A 23,790-nucleotide genomic window follows, 5' to 3' on the forward strand; every position below is an offset into this window, starting at 1 on the left:
CCTCCCGACCTCGGTTGCAGACAGGACGGCGGCCCAGAAAGCCAGAAGCCGGTCTCGGTCGAGCCGGATCGTCTTTCCGCGTGTCAGCGGATCGGCGTAGCCGGACGCACGACGCTCCACCTGCGCGACCGTTTCGGGGAGCCGACTGCGGAGAGCCGGGCGGGGACCGGCTCTCAATTAGACTGGCTCAGCTATCAGCGGCGCCCGCGGGGGTCGCACACGACGATTTTCCGAGGGAGCACCGTGTCCGGGCATTCCAAGTGGGCCACGACCAAGCACCAGAAGGCGATCAAGGACTCGCGTCGCGCGAAGTCGTTCGCCAAGCTGATCAAGAACATCGAGGTCGCCGCCAAGATCGGCGGAGCCGACCTCTCGGGCAATCCGACGCTCGTCGACGCCGTGCAGAAGGCGAAGAAGACGTCGGTCCCGAACGACAACATCGACCGCGCGATCAAGCGCGGCGCCGGCCTCACCGGCGAGGTCATCGACTACACGACGATCATGTACGAGGCCTACGGCCCGAACGGCATCGCCCTGCTCGTCGAGTGCCTCACCGACAACAAGAACCGCGCCGCCGCCGATGTGCGCACGGCCATGACCCGCAACGGCGGCACCATGGCCGACCCGGGCAGCGTCGCGTACAACTTCGCGCGCAAGGGCGTCATCAGCGTGCCGCACGGCGAGAGCGTCACCGAGGACGACGTCCTGGGCGCGGTCCTCGACTTCGGCGTCGACGACGTCCTCGACCACGGCGAGAGCTTCGAGGTGCGCGTCGAGCCGAGCGAGCTCGTCCCGGCGCGCTCGGCGCTGCAGGAGGCGGGCATCGACTACGACTCCGCCGACATCGAGTTCGTGGCCTCGCTGCAGGTCGAGGCCGACGCCGAGACCGCCCGCAAGGTGTTCCGTCTCATCGACGCGCTCGAGGACTCCGACGACGTGCAGAACGTCTACACGAACCTCGACATCACTCCCGAGGTCCGCGCCGAGCTCGAGAACGAGGAGTGACCCGGTGACCCCGGATCGCCCGATCGGGTCGCGCTGATGCGCGTCCTCGGGATCGATCCGGGGCTCACCCGCTGCGGTGTCGGCATCGTCGACGTCGCTCGCGATCGGCGCGCGACGCTGGTGCACGTGAGCGTCCTGCGGACTCCCGTCGACGACCCGCTCGAGCGGCGGCTCCTCGCCCTCGGCGACGGCATCGAGGCCCTCCTGGACGAGCACCGGCCGGACGCGGTGGCCATCGAACGCGTCTTCGCCCAGAACAACGTGCGCACGGTCATGGGCATCGCGCAGATCAGTGGAGTCGCGCTCGTCGCCGCCGCACGCCGCTCCTCCCGGTCGGCATGCACACCCCGAGCGAGGTGAAGGCCGCGGTGACGGGCTACGGAGCCGCCGACAAGCGGCAGGTCACCGCGATGATCCAGCGCGTGCTCCGCCTGGACGCGCCTCCGACTCCGGCCGACGCGGCCGATGCGCTCGCCCTCGCGGTCTGCCACGCGTGGCGCGCGCCGCTCGCCTCCGGGCCGTCGTCCGCGGCCGAGGGGGAGACGCCGGCGCAACGCGCATGGCGCGCCGCGGAGGCCTCCTCTCGAACGCCTGTTCGAGCACCTGAGACTGACGCGGTGATCTCCTCTCTCCGCGGCACCGTCCTCTCCGCCCGCGGGAGTCTCGCCGTGATCGACGTCCACGGCGTCGGCTACGCGGTCAACGTGACTCCGCAGCACGCGCTCGAGATGCGCGTCGGCGACGAGACCGCGGTCACGACCACGCTCATCGTCCGCGAGGACTCGCTCACCCTGTACGGGTTCCCGGACGCGGAGCAGCTCGAGATCTTCGAGCTCCTCATCGCGGTGACCGGGGTCGGCCCCAAGTCGGCTCTGGGGGTCCTCGGCGCCGTCGAGCCCGAGCGCATCGCGCAGGCCGTCGCCGATGAGGACGACGCCGTGTTCCGCAAGGTGTCCGGCATCGGCCCGAAGACGGCGAAGCTCATCATCCTGTCCCTGGCGGGCAAGCTCGCCGTCCGCCCGCGCGCCGCCCGCGGCACCGGTCCCGGGGCGACCGCCGCGCAGAGCGTGCTCTCCGCCCTCGTCGGACTCGGCTGGCCCGAGCGCATCGCCGCCGAGGTGGTCGACGAGATCCTCCTCGACGCCCAGGCGTCCGACGCCGCGAACGTGCAGGCGCTCCTGCGCCTCGCCCTCGCCCGACTCGGTCCGGCGGCCCGCTCGTGAGCGGCGACGGACTGCTCGGACCGGAGGTCGTCTCCGAGGCCGAGATCGCGTTCGAGGGCGCCCTGCGTCCGAAGAGCCTCAGCGAGTTCGTCGGCCAGCGGAAGGTCCGCGGCCAGCTGGAGCTGCTGCTGAAGGCGGCGGCGATGCAGGGCCGCACCCCCGACCACATCCTGCTCGCGGGTCCTCCCGGTCTCGGCAAGACGACGCTGGCGATGATCGTCGCGGAGGAGAGCTCGTCGCCGCTGAGGCTGTCCAGCGGTCCCGCGATCCAGCACGCCGGCGACCTGGCCGCGGTGCTGTCGTCCCTGCTGCCCGGCGAGATCCTCTTCATCGACGAGATCCACCGCATGGCGCGCTCCGCGGAGGAGATGCTCTACCTGGCCATGGAGGACTTCCGGATCGACATCATGGTCGGCAAGGGCGCCGGAGCGACGTCCGTCCCGCTGGATCTCGCCCTTCACCCTCGTGGGCGCCACGACCCGGTCCGGTCTGCTGCCCAATCCTCTGCGCGACCGCTTCGGCTTCACGGCGCACCTCGAGTTCTACGCCGAGGACGAGCTGCGCCAGGTCCTCGCCCGTGCGGCGCGCCTGCTCGAGCTCGACATCGACACCGAGGCGATCGCCGAGATCGCCGGGCGCTGCCGCGGCACCTCGCATCGCGAACCGGCTGCTGCGTCGCGTGCGCGACTTCGCCCTGGTGCACGGCGGACGTGCCGACATCGCCGCCGTCCGCGCCGCTCTCGACCTGTACGACGTCGATCCGCTGGGCCTGGACCGCCTCGACCGCGCCGTCATGGAGATCGTCCTCACCCGGTTCGACGGGGGACCGGTGGGCCTCAACACGCTCGCCGTCTCGGTGGGCGAGGAGGCCGAGACCGTGGAGGCCGTGGTCGAGCCCTTCCTCGTCAGGATCGGCCTGCTGACGCGCACACCGCGGGGGCGCGTCGCCACTCCCGCGGCCTGGCGCCACTTCGGGCTCGACCCGCGCGGTGCCGCCGCCTCCCAGCAGTCGCTCTTCGGGGATGACCTATAATCTTCAAGGCCCGACGGGCCGCTCGATCCCGCGCATCCGGCTGAGACGCCGCGCGGGCTCGCCACCCACTCCGGAAGGCTCACCCATGGATCCGACGATCATCCTGCTCGTCCTGCTGCTCGCCGTGATGATCATCTTCATGTTCCGCAACAACAAGAAGCGCCAGCGCGACGCGGAGAACATGAAGAACAACCTGGTCCCCGGCGTCGAGCTGATGACGGGGTCCGGACTCTTCGGCACCGTCGTGTCGATCGACGAGGACGCCAACAAGATCGTCATCGAGTCGACCCCCGGCACCCTGCTGACGATCCACCGCCAGGCCATCGCGCGCCTCATCGACCCGAGCGAGAACGTCGTCGCGACCGACGAGGACGACACCGTCGACGGCGCCGCTCCCGCGTTCGGCGAGCGCGACGCCGCTCACCAGGGCGACCCGCTGGTCGACCCGATCGAGCGCGACCGCAAGCCGGACGCCCAGTAGTCTCCAGGGCGGGCCGGAGCGCGAGAGCGTCCGGCCCGCCCTTCCTGTCCGCGCCCGGATCCGGGCCGTCATCGTCGACCGAAGAGAAAGCTGAGCCCTGGGTGGCCGCATCAACCCCCGTCCGGAAGGCCCGGCGCTCCCTGAGCTGGCTCGGTGTCCTGATCCTGGCTCTCGTCGGACTGAACACCGCCGCCGTCCTCTGGGGCGGCGGGTCCTGGACGCCGAAGCTCGCCCTCGACCTCGAGGGCGGGACGCAGATCGTCCTCCAGCCGCAGCTGAACGACGGCGACACCGTCTCGTCCGAGCAGCTGACCCAGGCCGTCTCGATCATCCGCCAGCGCATCGACGCCTCGGGCGTCTCCGAGGCCGAGATCACGACGCAGGGCTCGAGCAACATCGTCGTCTCGATCCCCGGGACCCCCGACGACGAGACGCTCCAGCGCATCGAGGCGTCCGCGAAGCTCGACTTCCGCCCGGTCCTCGTCGGCAGCCAGGCGACGAACACCGCGGTCGGCGGCGACGCGACGTCCTCGCCGACGCCGACGCCCGTCGATCCGTCGCTCGCCACGGAGCCCACGGCCGAGCCGACGAACGCGAGCGACCTCGCGTACATCACTCCGGCGCTCGAGGCGCAGTACACCGCCTTCGACTGCGCGTTCCTGAACAGCCAGGACCCCAACCTCGCGCCGGCCGACCAGCCGCTGATCACGTGCGACGACACCGGCACGGTGAAGTACATCCTCGGCCCCGTCGAGGTGACGGGCCAGGACATCGCCGACGCCTCCAACGGCCTGGTGACGACCCAGTCCGGTGCGAGCACCGGCACGTGGGCGGTCAACCTCTCCTTCGACGACGCCGGGACCACGGCGTTCTCGGACGTGACCACGCGCCTCGTCGCGCTGCAGGGCGCCCAGAACCAGTTCGCGATCGTCCTCGACGGCCGCGTCATCTCGGCCCCGTCCACCAATGCCGCCATCACCGACGGCAACGCCCAGATCACCGGGTCCTTCACGCAGGAGTCGTCCAAGACCCTCGCGGACCAGCTCAAGTACGGCGCACTGCCGATCGGCTTCCAGGTGCAGAGCTCGGACAGCATCTCGGCGACCCTGGGCACCGCCCAGCTCGCGAGCGGCCTGCTGGCGGGTGTGATCGGACTGATCCTCGTCGTCGTCTACTCCCTCGCCCAGTACCGGGTGCTCGGAGCGGTCACGATCGCCTCGCTGATCGTGGCGGCCGTCGTCACCTACCTCGTCGTGACGCTCCTGTCGCGGCGGGAGGGCCTGCGGCTGTCGCTCGCGGGCGTCGCGGGCCTCATCGTCGCGATCGGCATCACCGCGGACTCGTTCATCGTCTACTTCGAGCGGATCCGCGACGAGCTGCGCGACGGCCGGGGGCTGGAGTCCGCTGTCGAGGCCGGCTGGCGACGGGCCCTGCGCACGATCTTCGCCTCCGACATGGTGAACCTGCTCGCCGCCGTGGTGCTCTTCATCCTCGCCGTCGGCAGCGTCCGCGGCTTCGCCTTCACGCTGGGCATCACGACTCTCATCGACCTCGTGGTCGTGATCCTCTTCACGCATCCGATGCTGCAGCTGCTCGCGACGACGAAGTTCTTCTCGGACGGGCACCGGCTGTCCGGCCTCGATCCGCGGGCTCTCGGTGCGGTCTACCGCGGCCGAGCGGCGTTCCGTCCGCAGGACGCCGTGGTCGCGGGCAAGGGCTCCTCCGCCGCCCGCGAAGCGGCGAAGCGCCAGACCATCGCCGAGCGCAAGGCCGCCGAGGCGGCCCGCACCGCCGGTTCCTCCGACTCGACCAAGGACGCGTGATGGCCAGCTTCTCGCAGTTCGGCAACGACCTCTACACCGGCAAGCGCTCGATCGACTTCGTCGGCCGGCGGGCGCACCTGGTACCTGATCTCGCTCGTCCTGATCCTGATCACCGTCCTCGGGACCGTCGCCCGCGGCGGGTTCAACTTCAGCATCGAGTTCACCGGCGGCTCCGAGTTCACGGTGTCCTCGCCGTCGAGCCTCGACCAGGCGACCGCCACCGACGCGGTCACCGCGGTCTCGCCCGAGACCGTGCCGCGCGTCTCGGTCGTGGGCGACGACTCGATCCGCGTCCAGACCGACCAGCTCTCGACCGACGAGTCGACCGCCGTGCGCAACTCGCTCGCCGAGGCGTACGACGTCGGCAACGACCAGGTCACGTCCTCCTTCATCGGAGCGTCGTGGGGCAACGACATCACGCAGCAGGCCCTCCGGGGCCTCATCATCTTCGTGGTGCTGGCGTCCCTGGCGATGTGGGCGTACTTCCGCACCTGGAAGATGTCGCTGGCGGCCATCGTCGCGCTCGTGCACGACCTCGTCATCGTCGCCGGCGTCTACGGCATCACCGGCACGGAGGTGTCGCCGGCCGCGGTCATCGGCCTCCTGACGATCCTCGGCTACTCCCTCTACGACACCGTCGTGGTCTTCGACAAGATCCGCGAGAACACGGTGGAGGCGCTCGGCAGCACGACGAGGACGTTCTCCGAGACGGTCAACCTGGCCGAGAACCAGACGCTCGTGCGCTCGATCAACACCTCGATCGTCGCGGCGCTGCCCGTCGGTGCGATCCTCGTGATCGGTGCGTTCGTGCTCGGGGCCGGCACGCTCCGCGACATCTCCCTCGCGCTGCTGATCGGCATCATCGTCGGCACCTACTCGACGATCTTCGTGGCGGCGCCGCTCTACGCGCAGCTGCGCAGACCGCGAGGTCGACGTGTCCCGGCACGACAAGCGCGTCGAGGCCGCCCGTCTCAAGGCCGGCACGCCGGTCGTAGAGGGCGCCTGATGGCCGAGTACTCGCAGGTCTCGGCGGCGGACGCGATCGGTCTCGTGTCCCGCGACGAGGTGTGGCTCCTGGACGTGCGGGAGCCGCACGAGTGGGCTCTCGGGCACGCCTCCGCCGCCCACCACATCCCGATGAACTCGATCGGTGCACGGCAGGACGAGCTGCCCGCAGAGGCGCCCATCCTGGTCGTCTGCCACTCCGGGGTCCGGTCGGCGATGGTCGTGCAGGCGCTCGAGGGTGCGGGGTACGAGGCGGCGAACGTGGAGGCCGGGATGACCGCGTGGGCGGCCGCCGGCGGCGATGTGGTCGACGACGAGGGCCGTCCCGGTCGGATCGACTGAGGACCGCCGGGTCCGCCCTGGGCGGATGGGTCATCGGAGCGCTCCGCAGGCGCGATAATGGGGCGATGGAGATGCCCGCGTGACGGAAACCACGACCACGTCGTCCACCGCTGCCCTGCGCAGACTGGTCCCTCGGATCTTCTCGCGCGCGCAGCCGAGCGGTGCGGTCGACACCCTCGTGCGCACGGTGCGGATGCACCACCCCAAGAGCGACATCGCCCTCATCGAGCGCGCCTACTCCGTCGCGGAGCGGCCCCACGCGGGGCAGAAGCGCCGCAGTGGAGAGCCCTACATCACGCACCCGCTCGCGGTCGCGCAGATCCTGGCCGACCTGGGCATCGGCTCGAAGACCATCGCCGCGGCCCTCCTGCACGACACCGTCGAGGACACCGACTACAAGCTCGACGAGCTCCGCGCCGACTTCGGCGACGAGGTCGCGATGCTGGTCGACGGCGTCACCAAGCTCGATAAGGTCAAGTACGGCGACAGCGCCCAGGCCGAGACCGTCCGCAAGATGATCGTGGCGATGTCGAAGGACATCCGCGTCCTCATCATCAAGCTCGCCGACCGGCTGCACAACGCACGCACCTGGGGGTTCGTGCCGGCCGAGTCCGCCGCGCGCAAGGCTACCGAGACCCTCGAGATCTACGCGCCCCTCGCGCACCGCCTGGGAATCCAGGCCATCAAGTGGGAGCTCGAGGACCTGTCGTTCGCGGTGCTGTACCCCAAGATCTACAACGAGATCGAGAGCCTCGTGAAGCGGCGGACGCCTCAGCGCGAGGAGTTCGTCCAGAGCGTGATCGACCTCATCGGCGAGGATCTGCGCGCCGGCAAGATCAGGGGCCGGGTCGTCGGCCGTCCGAAGCAGTACTACTCGATCTACCAGAAGATGGTGGTGCGAGGTCGCGAGTTCGACGAGATCTACGACCTCGTGGGCATCCGCGTGCTCGTGAACTCGGTGCGCGACTGCTACGCGGTGCTGGGCTCGATCCACGCGCGGTGGACCCCGATGCCGGGCCGCTTCAAGGACTACATCGCGACTCCCAAGTTCAACCTGTACCAGTCGCTGCACACGACGGTGGTCGGCCCCAAGGGCCGCGCGGTCGAGATCCAGATACGCACCAACGAGATGCACCAGCACGCCGAGTTCGGCATCGCGGCGCACTGGAAGTACAAGGAGCAGATGGCGACGGGCAAGGTGCCCACGTCCGGTTCGAACGACACCGACCTCGCCTGGCTCGCGCACCTCTCGGACTGGCAGTCCGAGACGACGGACCCGAACGAGTTCCTCGACTCCCTCCGCTTCGAGATCGGCGCCAAGGAGGTCTACGTCTTCACTCCGAAGGGCCGGGTCATCGGCCTGCCCACCGGAGCGACCCCCGTCGACTTCGCCTATGCGGTGCACACCGAGGTCGGCCACCGCACCATGGGCGCGAAGGTCAACGGCCGCCTCGTGCCGCTCGAGTCCTCGCTGACGACCGGCGACGTCGTCGAGGTCTTCACCTCGAAGAACCCCGACAGCGGGCCCAGCCAGGACTGGCTGAACTTCGTGCAGAGCCCTCGGGCCCGCAACAAGATCCGCCAGTGGTTCACCAAGGAGCGGCGCGACGAGGCCATCGAGCAGGGCAAGGACTCGATCGCCCGGGCGATGCGCAAGCAGAACCTGCCGCTGCAGAAGCTGATGAGCCAGGACACCTTCACCGAGGTGGCGAGCCAGCTGCGCTACAACGACGTCGAGGCGCTCTACGCGGCCGTCGGCGAGGGGCACGTCTCGACCCAGTCGGTGCTCGAGAAGGTCGTCGCCTCGATCCAGGGCGATCCGGAGTCGGACGAGAACGAGGTCACCCTCCTCGCTCCCCGCGTCCGCGCAGCCGCAGCAGCGAGTCCGGCGTGCTCGTCAAGGGCGCCCCCGACATCCTGGTCAAGCTCGCCAAGTGCTGCACCCCGGTGCCGGGCGATCAGATCGTGGGATTCGTCACGCGCGGGGCGGGCGTCTCGGTGCACCAGGCCAACTGCCACAACGTGCAGGAGCTCCTCAAGGAGCCCGAGCGCATCGTCGACGTCGAGTGGGCGCCGTCGTCCAAGAGCATCTTCCTGGTGCAGATCCAGGTCGAGGCCCTCGATCGCTCCGGACTTCTCAGCGATGTGACCCGCGTGCTCTCCGAGCACCACGTGAACATCCTGTCGGCGACCGTCTCGACCTCGAGCGACCGGCTGGCGATCAGCCGCTTCGTCTTCGAGATGGGCGACACGACGCACCTCGACCGGGTGCTGAACGCCGTGCGCCGCATCGACGCCGTCTACGACGTCTACCGGGTCAGCGCGGGCTGACCCCGGATCCGGCGGCCGCGCGTCGAGCGCGGCCGCCAGCCGGCTCTCGGCGATGCGGCGGCCCGCCACGGCCGTGCCCGCCGCGGTGAGGTGCGCCAGCACCGCGTCGAGGGACGTCCCGGTGACGGCCGCGAGCGAGCGGAGCAGGTCGTCGTCGCATGCCGTCGCGATCCTCGCCAGATCGACGAGGGTGCGCACGGGAGTGGTGACCGCGCACCCGCCGAGGGTGACGACCTCGGAGTCGGAGAGGCGCACCTCGTGGTAGCGCAGCCGCGCCATCCGCGGCGGATGCAGCCGGTGGCGGCGGTCGATCGATGCGCTGTGCACGGACGGTGCGTCCGACATCGCCCCGTGGACCCAGGCGGCGCTGAGTCGATCGGCGACGGTGCCGCGGGGGAGCACGGCCAGCAGCGCCGCTCCGCGCTCGGCGGCACCCGTCGGCAGGTCGGAGACGACGAAGCCCTCGTCGAGGGCTCGCAGCTCCCCGTCGAGTCGGGCCGCGCAGAGCTCGGCGAGGGGGAGGGTGCCCGGGAAGCAGAACGGAGGGAGTCGCGTCATCCCACGAGAGTGGACGACGCGACTCCCCTCCGGAGGCGCTTCTGCGGATCTGTGGACGGATCCGGACGGTGGAGGAGGACCTCCACCCGGATCAGCCCCTCGGGGATCAGCCCAGCGCGTCCAGCCACACCTTGCGGGCGTCGAGGGCCTCCTGCGCCTGGGCGATGGCGGCGCGGTCGCCGCGGGCCTTCGCCTCGTCGAGCTCGTCCTGCAGCTTCTGGATCGCCGAGGTCAGCTGGGAGGCGAGCCCCTCCGAGCGGGCCTTGCGCTCCGGGTTGCTGCGGTTCCAATGCTCCTCGTCGAGCTTGCGCACGTGCGCCTCGACCTTGCGGAGCCGGTCCTCGATCGTGCGGACCTGCTCGCGCGGCACGCGTCCGACCTCGTCCCAGCGCTCCTGGACGGAGAGCAGGGCGCGCTTCGCCTTCTCGCGATCCTGCTCCTGCAGGAGCGGCTCCGCCTCCTCGAGCAGCGCGAGCTTGCGGTCGAGGTTCTCGGTGTACTCGACGCTCTCCTGGGCGACGATCTCGGCCTTCGCGCCGTAGATCGCATCGCCGGCGGCCTTGAACCGCGCCCAGAGCGCGTCGTCGAACCGCTTGCCCGCTCGACCGGCGACCCGCCAGCTCTCCGAGGAGGGTGCGGTACTCGGGGATCGCCTCGGCGCCGCGCGGCACGAGGGCCTCCGCCTGGTCGATCAGCGCCTGCTTCGCGGCCTTGGCCTCGCGGTGCGCGGAGTCGAGGTCGGCGAAGAACGCCTTGCGGTTCTGCTCGATGGTCGTGCGGGCACCGCGGAAGCGGCGCCAGAGCTCGTTGGCCTCGTTCTTGGGCAGGCGGGGCCCCTGCTGCTGGTGGCTCTGCCATCGGGCGAACAGCTCGTCGATCGCCGCGCTCGCCTGCTTCCACTGCGTCTTGGCGGGATCGACGGCGGCCAGGGCCTCCGCCTCCGCGACGATCGCCTCGCGGTACGCGAGAGCCTCGGCCAGCACGGCCTTGGACTCGGCGGCCTGCTGCTCGGAGAGGTCCTCGACCGAGCCGCTCAGCGCGCTGACGCGCGTCTGCAGCGCCTCGAGATCACCGACGGCGTGCGCCTCGGCGATCGCCGCGGTCAGCGACTGGACCGTCCGGGCGACGTCGGCGGCGGGAGCACCCCGCTTCGCCCGCTGCTCGAGCAGGGAGACCTGCCCGGCCAGCTCGGTGTACTTGCGCTCGTAGTAGGCGAGCGCCTCCTCTGGGGTGGCATCGGGGTACTGGCCGACCTCGCGCTCCCCGTCTCCGACTCGGACGTAGACCGTCCCGTCGTCGTCGACTCGTCCCCACGGCTGCTGGTCACTCATCGCTCGGAGCCTCACCTTGCTGTTCGATGTCGTGCTGTTCGATGTCCGTCGCGTCGGTGGCCGATCGGGCTCGACGGCCGGTAGGCCGGGTACCGCGCTCGGCCGCGAACGGGCAGTGACGTTCAGCCTATTGCACAGGGGCGCCCCCGGCTCCTGCACCCCGGTCGGGCGAGGGGCGCGCCGCGCCTACTGCACCGAGACGGAGGTGATCGCCACGGGCTCCGCGGGCGCGCCGTCAGCGGAGCCGTCGGCGGTGCCCTTCGAGACGACGTCGGCGACCAGGGCGTCCAGGCCCGAGGTGACCTGCCCGATGACGGTGTAGCCGCCGGCGGCGTCGGCGGGGAGCGTCGTGTCCTCGTAGACGACGAAGAACTGGCTGCCCTGGCTGTAGCCGTTGCCCGACTGGCGGGCCATCGCGATGGTGCCGGCCGGGTAGAGGCCGTCCTCGGGGGCGTTCTCGACGGGGCCGTAGCTGTAGCCAGGTCCTCCGGTGCCGTCGCCGTCGGGGTCGCCGCACTGCAGGACGAACAGGCCCTCGGTGGTGAGCCGGTGGCAGGAGACGCCGTCGTAGAACCCCGACTGAGCGAGCGAGAGGAAGGAGGAGACGGCCTGGGAGCCGCGGCGCCCGCCAGCGTGATGCCGAGCGCGTCGGCGTTGATCGTCATCTCGCCGGTCCAGTCGCGGCCCTCGGCGATGTCGCTCGAGGGGACGTCGCCCGTGTTCTGCCCGGTCGCGGTGGGAGCGGGAGTCGCGCTCGCGGTGGACGACGGCTCGGCGACGGGCGTGCCCGGCCCGCCCGAGAAGTAGAGGATCTGGGCGACGGCGGCGAGGGCGAGGACGACGACGCCGGCGACGGCCGCGATCACGTTGTCGCGCCGGCGGCGGGCGGATCGGGTGCGGTGCAGGGCCTGCCGGGCCTGGTAGGCCCTCAGCCGGGTGCGCGCCTCGCGGTCGTTCGACTTCCTGAACCACGTGTTCCTCCGACGTCTCCCATCGCGCCCCGGTCGGCGCGGCGGTCCGCGCGGGGCGCAGACCGCGATGAGCCTACGAGAATCGGCGCGGCGACTCCACACGCCGCTCCGCCGCCCGACGCGGGTGTCGGGGGCCCTCGTTACGCTTGCGGGCATGACCATGCAGCAGGCCGGACTCCGCTCCGGCGCGACTCCGCTCGCCGTGCGGATGCGCCCGCGCAGCCTCGACGAGGTCGCCGGCCAGCGCCACCTGCTCACGCGGGGCTCGCCGCTGGTCGCCCTCGCGGCCGACACCACGGGCGAGCGCGGTGCCGTGTCGGTGATCCTGTGGGGTCCGCCCGGCACCGGGAAGACGACGCTCGCGCAGGCGGTCGCCCACTCCAGCGGCCGCCGGTTCGTCGAGCTCTCGGCGGTCACCGCCGGAGTGAAGGACGTGCGCCAGGTGATGGAGGAGGCGCTCTCGACCCGCGATCTCTACGGCACCTCGACGGTCCTCTTCCTCGACGAGATCCACCGCTTCACCAAGGCGCAGCAGGACGCCCTGCTGCCCGGCGTCGAGAACGGCTGGGTCATCCTCATCGCCGCGACCACCGAGAACCCGTCCTTCTCGGTGATCGCGCCCTGCTGTCGCGCTCGCTGCTGCTCACCCTCGAGCCGCTGAGCGACGACGACCTCGGCGTGCTCGTCGACCGCGCCCTCGTCGACGAGCGGGGCCTGCGAGCGACGGTCGCGCTCGATCCCGAGGCGCGGGCGAGCATCATCCGCCTCGCCTCCGGAGACGCCCGACGGGCGCTCACGGCGCTCGAGGCGGCGGCCACCTCGGCCAGGTCGGACGCGCGCGAGGCCGACCGCGCCGCCCGGACGGCCGAGCCGGAGGACGAGGACGACGAGGACGACGACGCGCCCGTCGAGGGCGACTCGCCGCCCGAGGAGCCCGAGCTCCCGCTCATCACCACCGAGATCGTCGCCCGGGCCGTCGATCGCGCCCTGCTGCGCTACGACCGCAACGGCGACGAGCACTACGACGTCATCAGCGCCTTCATCAAGTCGATCCGCGGCTCCGACGTCGATGCGGCGCTGCACTACCTGGCCCGGATGATCGAGGCGGGGGAGGACCCGCGCTTCATCGCCAGGCGGATCATCGTCTCGGCGTCGGAGGACATCGGCATGGCCGATCCGCAGGCGCTCGTCATCGCGGTCGCCGCCGCCGATGCGGTGCAGCTCATCGGGATGCCCGAGGGTCGCATCCCGCTCGCGCAGGCGGTCGTGCACCTCGCGACCGCGCCGAAGTCCAACGCCTCCTACACGGCGCTCGACGCAGCGATCGCCGATGTCCGCGCGGGGAAGGCCGGCCGGGTGCCTCCGCATCTGCGCGACGCGCACTACCCCGGCGCGAAGCGGCTCGGGCACGGCAAGGGGTACCGCTATCCGCACGACGCCGACCTCGGCGTGCTGCAGCAGCAGTACCTCCCCGACGCGCTCGAGGGCGCCCGCTACTACGACCCGACGGAGCACGGCAACGAGCGCGACGTGTCGGCCCGACTCGCGAAGCTCATGCGGATCATCCGCGGCGGGTGAGATCGGCGCACGGCGGCCGTCCGTGATAGTCTTCTGCGGTTGCCCACCGCTCTGTAGCCGAGCGGAGCAGCGCATCCCTCTGAATCGCGCAGCTCGTCACCGCGGTCACCCTTCCGGACGCACCCGCGACCGGACACGACCACGGCGCCCGCTCTCCTCCCGGAGAGCGCAGGCGAGAGCTGCGATCGAACCTCTCAGACCTTGGAAGGACCACAGTGTCGACGACCTCCCGTTCCCGTTCGAAGACGCGCCTCTCGCGCGCCCTCGGCATCCCGCTGACCCCGAAGGCGGCCCGCTACCTCGAGAAGCGTCCCTACGCTCCCGGTGAGCACGGCCGCTCGAAGCGCAAGGCCGACTCCGACTACGCGGTCCGCCTGCGTGAGAAGCAGCGTCTGCGCGCCCAGTACGGCATCCGCGAGAAGCAGCTCCGCATCGCGTTCGCCGAGGCGCGCCGCACCCAGGGCCTGACCGGTGAGAACCTGGTCGAGCTCCTCGAGATGCGCCTCGACGCCCTCGTCCTGCGCTCGGGCTTCGCCCGCACCACCGCGCAGGCCCGCCAGTTCGTCACGCACCGCCACATCATGGTGGACGGCAAGACGGTCGACCGCCCCTCCTTCCGTGTGAAGCCGGGCCAGGTCATCCACGTCAAGACCCGCTCCGAGGGCACCGAGCCGTTCCAGGTCGCCGCCGCCGGTGGCCACGTCGACGTCCTCCCCAAGACCCCGGGCTACCTCGAGGTCGAGATCGACAAGCTCCAGGCGACGCTGCTGCCGCCCGAAGCGCGCCGAGGTCCCCGTGACCTGCGAGGTCCAGCTGGTCGTCGAGTACTACGCCGCCCGCTGATCCACTCCTGACCCGGTCGTCCGACCGTCGTCCCGGAAGGCCCTGCTCACCGCAGGGGCCTTCCGTCGTCCCGGGGCACGGCACGCGCACCGCCCCTGCCGCAGCGCTCCGCGGAGCGTCGCTAGGCTGGAGTGCCGCATCGGGCGGCGCCGAACGGAGGTCACCGTGACCGGTGGAGACATCGCAGGACTCATCGCCGCAGGAGTGTTCGCGATCCTGGTCGCGATCGCGGCGATCCCGCTGTGGAAGCTGGGTCGCGTGTTCGACAGCACCAGCGAGGCGATCAAGCAGGCCAGCGACGGCCTCACCCCGATCCTGGACGAGTCCGCCTCCACCCTCCGCGAGGCCAACCAGCAGCTCGCGCGGGTCGACACGATCACGAAGGACGTGGCCGAGGTCACCGGCAACGTGAACGCGCTCGTCGCCCTCACTGCGGCCACGATCGGCGGTCCGCTGATCAAGCTCGCGGGCTTCACCGCGGGCGTCCGCGCCGTCCTGGTGGCCGGTCGCACGGCGGACGCGGTCGGCGAGGCGGCGGGGAAGACGGCGGCGAAGCGCTCCAAGCGCACCCGCAGGCCCTCCTCCCGGTAGCCGCAGACTCGCGCCCTACAATCGACTGGGCGGTCGCGCTCCGACGCGTCGCCCGTCGCCCCCGCCGTGGAAGGAACCTCCGTGAAGAACTTCGTCCTGGTCGTCGTCGGGATCGGTCTCGGCTTCGCGCTCGCGCACCAGGTCGCCCGCACCGCCGCCGGCGCCCGCCTCTTCGAGGATCTCAACCGCACGGCGAAGGAGCTCGGCGACGCCGTCTCCGAGGGCTACCACCAGCGCGAGGCCGAGCTGAAGGCCGCCATCGGCGAGGGCTGACCCGCCCTCCCCGCCACGGCCGCCCGGCCCCCATCCGACTCCCGCGTCGACACCGACCGAACACGTAACGGACCCCATGCAGACCGCTGAAATCCGCACCCGCTGGCTCGACTTCTTCGGAGGCCGCGGCCACACCGTGGTGCCGTCCGCCTCGCTCGTCAGCGAGGACCCGAGCCTCCTCTTCACCGTCGCCGGCATGGTGCCCTTCGTGCCGTACCTGACCGGAGTCGTCCCCGCGCCGTACCCCCGCGCGACCAGCGTGCAGAAGTGCATCCGGACCAACGACATCGAGGAGGTCGGCAAGACCCCCGCCACGGCACGTTCTTCCAGATGAACGGCAACTTCTCCTTCGGCGACTACTTCAAGGAGGGGGCGATCGGCTACGCCTGGGAGCTGCTCACCGGCACGGAGGCCGACGGCGGGCTCGGGTTCGACGAGAAGGACCTCTGGGTCACCGTCTACAAGGACGACGACGAGGCCATCTCGCTCTGGAAGAAGATCGCGGGCCTGCCCGACGAGCGGATCCAGCGCCTGGACAAGGACACCAACTACTGGTCGACCGGTCAGCCCGGACCGGCCGGCCCCTGCTCCGAGATCTTCTTCGACCGCGGCCCGGCCTACGGCATCGACGGCGGCCCCGCCACCGACGACGACCGCTACGTCGAGATCTGGAACCTCGTCTTCATGCAGTACCTGCGCGGGGAGGGGACGAGCAAGGTCGACTTCGACATCCTCGGCGAGCTCCCGCGCAAGAACATCGACACCGGCATGGGGCTGGAGCGCGTCGCGTTCCTCAAGCAGGGCGTCGAGAACATGTACGAGATCGACCAGGTGCGCCCGGTGCTCGACCGCGCGTCCGAGCTGTCGGGCCGCCGCTACGGCGCCGATCACGAGGACGACGTGCGCATGCGCGTCATCGCCGACCACGTGCGCTCCTCGCTCATGCTGCTGTCGGACGGGGTCACCCCGTCGAACGAGGGTCGCGGCTACATCCTGCGCCGGCTGATGCGCCGGACGGTGCGCGCCATGCGCCTGCTCGGCGTGGACACCGCCGTCTTCCCCGAGCTCTTCGCCGCCTCGCGCGACGCCATGGCCGCCGCCTACCCCGAGGTGCAGACGGAGTACGAGCGGCTGTCGACCAGCGCGTTCGGCGAGGAGGAGGCGTTCCTGCGCACCCTGGCCGCCGGGACCGAGATCCTCGACCTCGCGGTGCTCAAGACCAAGAAGGCCGACGCCGAGACCCTCCCCGGCGACACGGCGTTCCTCCTGCACGACACGTTCGGCTTCCCGATCGACCTCACGCTCGAGATCGCCGAGGAGTCCGGGCTCAGCGTCGACCGCGAGGCCTTCGACTCGCTGATGTCGGCTCAGCGCGCCCGCGCCAAGGCCGATGCGAAGTCGAAGAAGTCGGCCCTCGCCGACCTCTCGGTCTACGCCGCGTTCCGCGCGCACGGCGAGACGCTCTTCACCGGCTACGACGTGCTCGACACCGAGTCGCGCGTCGTCGGCCTGGTCGTGGGCGGGCGCTCGGTGACCAAGGCCTCGGCCGGCGACATCGCCGAGGTGATCCTCGAGGCCACGTCGCTCTACGCGGAGTCGGGCGGCCAGGAGGCCGACGCAGGCCGCATCGTCGGCAACGGCTTCGACCTCGAGGTCCTCGACGTGCAGAAGCCCGTCAAGGGGCTCATCAGCCACACCGTCCAGGTCGCGAGCGGCGAGGTGGGCGTCGGCGACGCGGCGACGTCGGTCGTCGACCGCGACTGGAGGCGCGGGGCGACCCAGGCGCACTCCGGCACGCACCTGATCCACGCGGCTCTCCGCCAGGTGCTGGGCCCGCAGGCGCACCAGTCCGGCCTCGTACAACAAGGCCGGCTACCTCCGCCTCGACTTCTCCTGGAACCAGGCGCTGTCGCTCGACACCCGCAGCGAGATCGAGGACATCGCGAACACCGCGATCCGCGACAACCTCGAGGTCGTCACGCGCGAGCTGCCCCTCGACGAGGCGAAGGCGCTCGGCGCCATGGCGCTGTTCGGCGAGAAGTACGGCGACGTCGTCCGCGTCGTCGACATCGGCGGCCCCTGGTCGCGCGAGCTCTGCGCCGGCACCCACGTCGGGAGCTCGTCCGAGATCGGGCTCATCAGCCTGGTCAGCGAGTCGTCGGTCGGATCGACGAACCGCCGGGTGGAGTCGCTCGTCGGCCGTGAGGCGTTCCAGGACCTGGCCGCCGAGCGCGCCCTCGTCAGCACGATCTCGTCCTCGCTCAAGACGCCCCGCGAGCAGCTCCCCGAGCGCATCGCGGACCTCGTCGCGAGTCTGAAGGCGGCCGAGAAGAGGATCGTCGCGTTCGAGGCCCGCGCCCTCGCCGACCGCGTCCCCGCGATCGTCGCGAACCAGCGGCGGGTGAACGGGCTGACCGTCGTCGCCGAGAACGTCGGCACGGCCGGATCGGCGGACGAGCTGCGCTCGCTGGTCACCTCGGTGCGAGCGACTCGGCTCCGAGGCCGCCCTGGTGGCCCTGGCCGCGGACGTGTCCGGGCAAGCCTGCCGTGATCGTCGCGACCAACCAGGCCGCTCGCGACGCCGGCGCGAAGGCCGGACCCTCGCCAAGCTCGCCGCGGGAGTCCTCGGCGGCGGCGGAGGCGGCAAGCCGGATCTCGCCCAGGGTGGCGGTTCCGACGTGTCGGCGATCGGCGCCGCGCTCGAGGCCGTCGTCGCGGAAGCGGCACGCTGAGCATGGACCAGTTCGGCGTCCGGCTCGGCATCGATGTGGGACGCTCCCGCATCGGTGTCGCCCGCTGCGACGCCGACGGTCTGCTCGCGGTGCCGGTCGAGACCGTCGTCCGCGAGAAGGACGCCGGGAGCGGCGCCGACATCGCCCGCATCGCCGCGATCGCGCAGGAGCACCTCGCGGTCGCGATCGTGGTCGGGCTGCCGCTTTCGCTCTCGGGCGCCGAGACCGCGTCCACCGACGACGCGCGGGAGTTCGCCGGCCGACTGGCGCGAGCTATCCCCGCGGCGCACGTCAGACTCGTCGACGAGCGCCTGTCGACGGTGACCGCGCAGAGCGCCCTCCACCGCTCCGGACGCGACACGCGCGGTTCCCGCGCAGTGATCGACCAGGTCGCCGCCGTGGTGATCCTGCAGCACGCCATCGATTCCGAGCGCTCCTCCGGCACCCCCGCCGGGATCCCGCTCGAACCGAACGAAGGACGACCCACCCGTGACCGACGTCCCCCGAGCCGCCGCGCCGCCCGCGCCACAGAGGCCGATCAGCAGAATCAGCTCCCGACGCCTCCGCAGGAGCCCCCGCCTCGAGTGGACGGCCCGACGGAGCAGTCCGGCCACGATCCACTCGACCGGCTCTTCTCCGGGCCGGATGTGCCTGCTCCGCGCGATCGCGGCGAGGCCGTCGCCGCGGCGCATCCGGAGGCGAAGGCGTCGACCCGCCGTCGTCGCCGGCAGGCGGCCGGAGCACCGCGGAAGCGGCGCAACCACCGCGGCCTGATCGGCGGGCTGCTCGCCTTCGGCGTCTTCGCCGCCCTGGTCGCGGTCGCCGTGACCGTCTTCCTCGAGCCCGTCCGGGCGCTGTTCGCCGAGCCGGAGGCCACCGACTTCGCCGGCACGGGCACGAGCGAGGTCGTCTTCACGATCCACCAGGGCGACGGCGGCAGCGACATCGCCGAGAACCTCGTCTCGGACGGCGTGATCAAGTCGTACGCGCCGTTCTACGAGCTCCTCGTCTCGACGACGCCGGAGCCGGTGTTCCAGCCGGGCGCCTACTCGATGAAGGCCGAGATGAGCGCCAAGTCCGCTCTCGCCGCGCTGCTCGACTCCGAGTCCACGCGGCTCGCCAACACGTTCGTGATCCCCGAGGGCACCGCCCTCGCCTCGGCGCTGCCCCTCATCGCCGACGGCACGGGCGTGCCTGTCGAGGAGCTCCAGGCGGCGGCGGCCGACTGGGGCTCGTTCGGACTCCCGCCGAGGCGACGAGTCTCGAGGGCTTCCTCTTCCCGGCCACCTACGACGTCGACCCGGGCACTCCTGCCCACGACATCCTGCAGACCCTCGTGAACCGCATGTACCAGGCTTTCGACGAGGCGCAGGTGCCGGTCGAGGACCGCTACCGCGTGATCGTCTTCGCCTCGCTCGTGCAGCGGGAGGCGCGCATCGCCGACGACTTCCCGAAGGTGGCGCGGGTGTTCCAGAACCGGCTCGACCAGGGCTGGCGCCTGCAGTCGGACGCGACCGTCGCCTACGGAACCGGAGCGACCGACCGGGTGACCACGACGGACGCCGAGCGCGGCGACGTGAACAACGTCTACAACACCTACCAGCGCGACGGCCTCCCGCCCGCCCCCATCTCGAACCCGGGCGACATCGCGATCGAGTCGGTGCTGCGGCCGGCCGAGGGCACGTGGATGTACTTCGTCACCGTCAACCTCGAGACCGGCGAGACCGTGTACTCGACGACCGACGCCGAGCACAACGCCGCGGTGGCGCAGTGGCAGGCCTGGATGCGGGACCACCCGGAGTACCAGTGACCGCGTCCGGGCGCCGCCTCGCGGTCCTCGGCTCGCCGATCGCGCACTCGAAGTCGCCGGCCCTGCACGCCGCCGCCTACGGCGTGCTCGGTCTCGACTGGAGCTACACGGCCCTCGAGACGACGGAGGAGACCCTCGCGGCCGTCCTCGAGGACCCGGTCGCACGCTGGCACGGCCTCTCGCTCACCATGCCGCTCAAGCACGCCGTCCGGCCGCTGCTCGACGAGGAGGACCTCGTCGCCCGCGCCACCGGGGCCGTCAACACGGTGCTGCTGGAGCGGGACGGCTCCTCGGTCCGCCGCCGCGGCTTCAACACCGACGTGGCGGGGATCGTCCGAGCGCTGGGCGACGCGGGCGTCACCCGCGTCGACCGCGTCGAGGTGCTCGGCGGGGGGCGACGGCCGCGTCGGCGATCGCGGCCGCGGCCGAGCTCGGCGCGTCCCGCGTCACCGCGACCGTCCGCGCTCCGGCTCGGGCGGGCCGCTGCGCGCGGTCGCCGAGACACTGGGCACCGTGCTCGAGATCCGGTCGTTCGACGAGTGGTCGGCGGGGGAGCCGCATCCGCTCGTGATCTCGACGCTGCCCGGGGCGGCTGCCGAGGAGCTCGCGGTGCCCGACGACGTCATCGCCGCCTCGACCCTCTTCGACGTGGCGTACGCCCCGTGGCCGAGCCCCCTCGCGATACGCTGGCGCGCCCGGCGGTCGCCCGTGGTCTCGGGGTTCGGGATGCTGCTGCACCAGGCGCTCGTCCAGGTGCGGATCTTCGCCGGCGGGGATCCGACGCGCACGCTGCCCCGGAGGACGACGTGCTCGCCGCGATGCGCGCGGCTGTACCCGACGGCTCTGACCCCGCACCGCCGGGGCGGGGCCGCCCGGCGGTGCGGCCCCGCCCCGTGTGCGAGAATCTGTGGATGCTCCGTTGGCTCACGGCCGGGGAATCCCACGGCCCCGAACTCATCGCCGTCCTCGAAGGACTCCCCGCGGGGGTCCCCGTCTCCCTCGAGGACATCCGCACCGATCTCGCCCGGCGCAAGCTCGGCTACCGGCCGCGGCGCACGGATGAACTTCGAACAGGACGAGCTCACCGTCTCGTCCGGGATCCGCCACGGCGCCAGCATGGGCAGCCCGATCGCGCTGCGCATCGGCAACACCGAGTGGCCCCGCTGGGTCGACGTGATGTCGGCCGAGCCGCGCGACCCCGAGACCCTGCCGAAGGGCCGCGGCGCCGCACTCACCGGCCCCGGCCCGGGCACGCGGACCTCGTCGGCATGCAGAAGTACGGCTTCGCCGAGTCGCGCAACGTCCTCGAGCGGGCCTCCGCGCGCGAGACGGCGGCACGGGTGGGCCTGGGCGCCATCGCCCGGCGGTTCCTCGGCGAACTCGGCATCGAGCTCGTCAGCCACACCCTCGCCATCGGCCCGGTGCGCGTGCCGGAGGGATCCCCACTGCCCACGGCGGCCGACGTGGACTCGCTCGACGCCGATCCGCTGCGGTGCCACGACGCCGCGACCAGCGCGCTGATGGTGGCCGAGGTCGACCGGGCTCACGACGACGGCGACACGCTCGGCGGTGTCGTCGAGGTGCTCGCCTACGGTCTCCCGCCGGGACTGGGCTCCTACGTCCACTGGGACCGGCGGCTCGACTCCCAGCTAGCCGCGGCCCTCATGGGCATCCAGGCCATCAAGGGCGTCGAGGTCGGCGACGGCTTCCTCACCACGACCCGCCGCGGGTCCGAGGCGCACGACGAGCTGTTCCAGGACGCCGCGGGCATCTCGCGCTCCAGCGACCGCGCCGGGGGTACCGAGGGCGGCATGAGCACCGGCACCGTCCTGCGCGTGCGCGCGGGGATGAAGCCGATCGCGACCGTTCCCCACGCCCTGCGCACGGTGGACGTGGCGACGGGCGAGGCGGCCGGAGCCCACCACCAGCGCTCCGACGTCTGCGCCGTCCCCGCGTCGGGAGTCGTCGCGGAGGCGATGGTGGCCCTCGTCCTCGCGAACGCCGTGCTCGAGAAGTTCGGCGGCGACAGCGTCACCGAGACGCGCCGGAACCTGCGCGGCTACCTCGAGGCGATCCCGGCCGAGCTGCGGACGGCGAGCGCGAGCAACCCCGCCCTGGGCGTGTCGTGATCCGCGGATGCGCCCTCGGGCGAGAGCGCTGATGGCCGGGCACGATACCGGCGCGGCCCGCGCCCGCGTCGTCTTCATCGGCCCCATGGGGGCGGGGAAGACGACCATCGGGAAGCGGGTCGCGAAGTCCCTCGCGGCGGCCTTCGTCGACTCCGATGCCGAGTTCGTCGCGGGCCACGGCCCGATCGCCGCGTACTTCGACGCGCACGGAGAGGCCCTTCCGCCGCGAGGAGCGCCTCGTCGTCGAGAGCGCCGTCCGCCGCGACGTCGTGCTGGCCCTCGGCGGGGGAGCGGTGCTCGATCCGGACACGCAGGCCGATCTCGCCGAGGTCCCCGTGGTCCTGCTCACCACGACGGCCGAGGCCGTCGGGACCGTCTCGGCTCCGGGAGCCGACCCCTCGTCCGCGGCGGCGTCGCCGACTGGACCCGTCTGCACGAGCAGCGGCGCCCGCTCTACGAGGCGCTCGCGGACGTCACCTTCGACACCTCCCGCCGGCCCATCACCGCGATCGCTGCGGAGATCGCCGACTGGGTGCGCGCCCGACCGGCCCGAGACCCCCGAACCCACGACGCGATCGCCGCCGGCGGCGCGCGCAGCAGACCCGGCGGCCGACTCCGGCCGCCCGAGCGGAAGACTTCCATGAACGACGGCTCCACCGCCATCACCGTGCCCGGCGCCGCCGGCTACGACATCACCGTCGGCCGCGGGCTGCTCGACGGGCTCGCCGACGCCATCGGCCCGCGCGCTGCGAAGGTGCTCATCGTGCACCCGCCCACGCTCGCGGTCCTCGCCGCGGAGATCCGCGAGAGCCTGCTCGAGAGCTACGAGGTGCTGCTGGCCGAGGTCCCCGACGCCGAGGCGGCCAAGCGCGTCGAGGTCGCGGCGTTCTGCTGGCAGGTCATGGGCCAGTCCGACTTCACCCGCACCGACGTCGTCGTCGGCTTCGGCGAGGAGCGATCACCGACCTGGCCGGGTTCGTGGCCGCCACCTGGCTCCGGGGCGTCGGCCTCGTCCAGGTGCCCACGACCGTCCTCGGGATGGTCGACGCCGCCGTGGGCGGAAAGACGGGGATCAACACGGCCGAGGGGAAGAACCTCGTCGGCGCGTTCCACGCCCCGCGAGCGGTCGTCGCCGACCTCGACGTGCTCTCGAGCCTGCCGCGCAACGAGATCCTCGCCGGCTTCGGCGAGATCGTGAAGTACGGCTTCATCGCGGAACCGCAGATCCTGGACATCATCGAGTCGGACGTCGATCTGGCGACCGACCCCGGCTCGGAGGAGTTCCGCCGACTCGTCGAGCTTCTCGATCGGCATCAAGGCCCGGGTCGTCGGCGAGGACTTCACGGAGCAGGGGCTGCGCGAGATCCTGAACTACGGGCACACCCTCGGGCACGCGATCGAGCACGCCGAGCGCTACCAGTGGCGTCACGGCGCCGCCGTCTCGGTCGGGATGGTGTTCGCCGCGGAGCTGTCGCGCCTCACCGGCTCGCTCAGCGACTCGGCGGTCGACCGCCACCGCAGCGTCCTCGAGTCGCTGACCCTGCCGACGAGCTACCCGCTCGGGCGGTGGGAGACGCTCCTCGCCGCGATGCAGCGCGACAAGAAGTCCCGAGCGGGGATCCTCCGGTTCGTGGTGCTGGACGACATCGCGCGGCCCAGCATCCTCCAGGGGCCCGAGACCTCCCTGCTGTTCGCGGCGTACCGGGAGATCGGCTCCTAGGGCGGGCAGGC

The 23,790-nt window shown here is 71.6% G+C and carries 10 protein-coding genes and 12 pseudogenes; 20 read left to right on the forward strand and 2 right to left on the reverse strand.

The genetic code is table 11. The features are described from left to right. Positions 1 to 243: 243 nt before the first annotated feature. The 8 genes and pseudogenes from AC0CII_RS04085 to AC0CII_RS04120 all read left to right on the forward strand — a co-directional run bounded on the left by AC0CII_RS04085 (position 244) and on the right by AC0CII_RS04120 (position 9,243). Entirely contained in the window at positions 244 to 1,005 is a 762-nt protein-coding gene (locus tag AC0CII_RS04085) for a YebC/PmpR family DNA-binding transcriptional regulator (RefSeq protein WP_207404959.1), read from the forward strand. Between the two features lie 36 nt (positions 1,006 to 1,041). Then, positions 1,042 to 1,592, forward strand: a pseudogene (ruvC, locus tag AC0CII_RS04090) (crossover junction endodeoxyribonuclease RuvC); the annotation flags it as partial. Positions 1,593 to 1,622: 30 nt separating this feature from the next. Continuing rightward, positions 1,623 to 2,228, forward strand: a complete 606-nt coding sequence (gene ruvA, locus AC0CII_RS04095; protein ID WP_465225927.1) for a Holliday junction branch migration protein RuvA — start codon at positions 1,623 to 1,625, stop codon at positions 2,226 to 2,228. Then, positions 2,225 to 3,261 (forward strand): annotated as a pseudogene (gene ruvB, locus AC0CII_RS04100) (Holliday junction branch migration DNA helicase RuvB). The gene ruvA and the pseudogene ruvB overlap by 4 nt, the downstream one beginning before the upstream one ends. An 85-nt stretch (positions 3,262 to 3,346) precedes the next feature. Continuing rightward, a complete protein-coding gene (gene yajC, locus AC0CII_RS04105) occupies positions 3,347 to 3,742 on the forward strand; it encodes a preprotein translocase subunit YajC (protein WP_207404953.1) in 396 nt (131 codons plus the stop codon). A 101-nt stretch (positions 3,743 to 3,843) separates the two neighbouring features. Next, entirely contained in the window at positions 3,844 to 5,565 is a 1,722-nt protein-coding gene (secD, locus tag AC0CII_RS04110) for a protein translocase subunit SecD (protein ID WP_465228730.1), read from the forward strand. Positions 5,566 to 5,673: 108 nt separating this feature from the next. Then, positions 5,674 to 6,912 (forward strand): protein translocase subunit SecF, encoded by a 1,239-nt coding sequence (secF, locus tag AC0CII_RS04115; RefSeq protein ID WP_465229041.1) that lies wholly within the window; start codon positions 5,674 to 5,676, stop codon positions 6,910 to 6,912. Between the two features lie 79 nt (positions 6,913 to 6,991). Then, positions 6,992 to 9,243, forward strand: a pseudogene (locus AC0CII_RS04120) (RelA/SpoT family protein). Positions 9,244 to 9,907: 664 nt separating this feature from the next. On the opposite strand, the pseudogene AC0CII_RS04125 reads toward AC0CII_RS04120, so the two are convergent. Then, a pseudogene (locus AC0CII_RS04125) lies at positions 9,908 to 11,132 on the reverse strand (DUF349 domain-containing protein). Positions 11,133 to 11,318: 186 nt separating this feature from the next. Continuing rightward, entirely contained in the window at positions 11,319 to 12,104 is a 786-nt protein-coding gene (locus AC0CII_RS04130; protein WP_465228731.1) for a peptidylprolyl isomerase, read from the reverse strand. A gap of 153 nt (positions 12,105 to 12,257) precedes the next feature. Here AC0CII_RS04130 and AC0CII_RS04135 point away from each other — a divergent pair. The 12 genes and pseudogenes from AC0CII_RS04135 (at position 12,258) to aroB (ending at position 23,779) form a co-directional block, all read left to right on the forward strand. Next, positions 12,258 to 13,681: pseudogene (locus AC0CII_RS04135) on the forward strand (replication-associated recombination protein A). Positions 13,682 to 13,896: 215 nt separating this feature from the next. Next, positions 13,897 to 14,524, forward strand: a pseudogene (gene rpsD / locus AC0CII_RS04140) (30S ribosomal protein S4). Positions 14,525 to 14,689: 165 nt separating this feature from the next. Then, positions 14,690 to 15,115: a DUF948 domain-containing protein gene (locus tag AC0CII_RS04145; protein WP_465225923.1), complete on the forward strand. Its 426-nt coding sequence runs from the start codon at positions 14,690 to 14,692 to the stop codon at positions 15,113 to 15,115. An 81-nt stretch (positions 15,116 to 15,196) separates the two neighbouring features. Further along, positions 15,197 to 15,388 (forward strand): hypothetical protein, encoded by a 192-nt coding sequence (locus AC0CII_RS04150; RefSeq protein WP_251942638.1) that lies wholly within the window; start codon positions 15,197 to 15,199, stop codon positions 15,386 to 15,388. Positions 15,389 to 15,464: 76 nt separating this feature from the next. Further along, a pseudogene (gene alaS / locus AC0CII_RS04155) lies at positions 15,465 to 18,120 on the forward strand (alanine--tRNA ligase). Positions 18,121 to 18,122: 2 nt separating this feature from the next. Then, a pseudogene (gene ruvX, locus AC0CII_RS04160) lies at positions 18,123 to 18,596 on the forward strand (Holliday junction resolvase RuvX); the annotation flags it as partial. A 495-nt stretch (positions 18,597 to 19,091) separates the two neighbouring features. Then, entirely contained in the window at positions 19,092 to 19,460 is a 369-nt protein-coding gene (locus tag AC0CII_RS04165; RefSeq protein ID WP_465229042.1) for a hypothetical protein, read from the forward strand. Next, a complete protein-coding gene (mltG, locus tag AC0CII_RS04170; RefSeq protein WP_465229043.1) occupies positions 19,346 to 19,930 on the forward strand; it encodes an endolytic transglycosylase MltG in 585 nt (194 codons plus the stop codon). Before AC0CII_RS04165 ends, mltG begins: the two co-directional genes overlap by 115 nt. Next, positions 19,927 to 20,187, forward strand: a pseudogene (locus AC0CII_RS04175) (shikimate dehydrogenase); the annotation flags it as partial. The gene mltG and the pseudogene AC0CII_RS04175, both read left to right, overlap by 4 nt. Before the next feature lie 654 nt (positions 20,188 to 20,841). Beyond that, positions 20,842 to 22,059, forward strand: a pseudogene (gene aroC / locus AC0CII_RS04180) (chorismate synthase). 85 nt (positions 22,060 to 22,144) lie between these two features. Further along, positions 22,145 to 22,703: pseudogene (locus AC0CII_RS04185) on the forward strand (shikimate kinase). Further along, positions 22,700 to 23,779, forward strand: a pseudogene (gene aroB, locus AC0CII_RS04190) (3-dehydroquinate synthase). Before AC0CII_RS04185 ends, aroB begins: the two co-directional pseudogenes overlap by 4 nt. The last annotated feature ends 11 nt before the right edge of the window (positions 23,780 to 23,790 follow it).

Source organism: Rathayibacter sp. AC182, assembly GCF_979253875.1.

Coding starts and splice junctions, on each gene's coding strand:
- yajC (WP_207404953.1), top strand. CDS start 3,347: ATGGATCCGACGATCATCCTGCTCGTCCTGCTGCTCGCCGTGATGATC.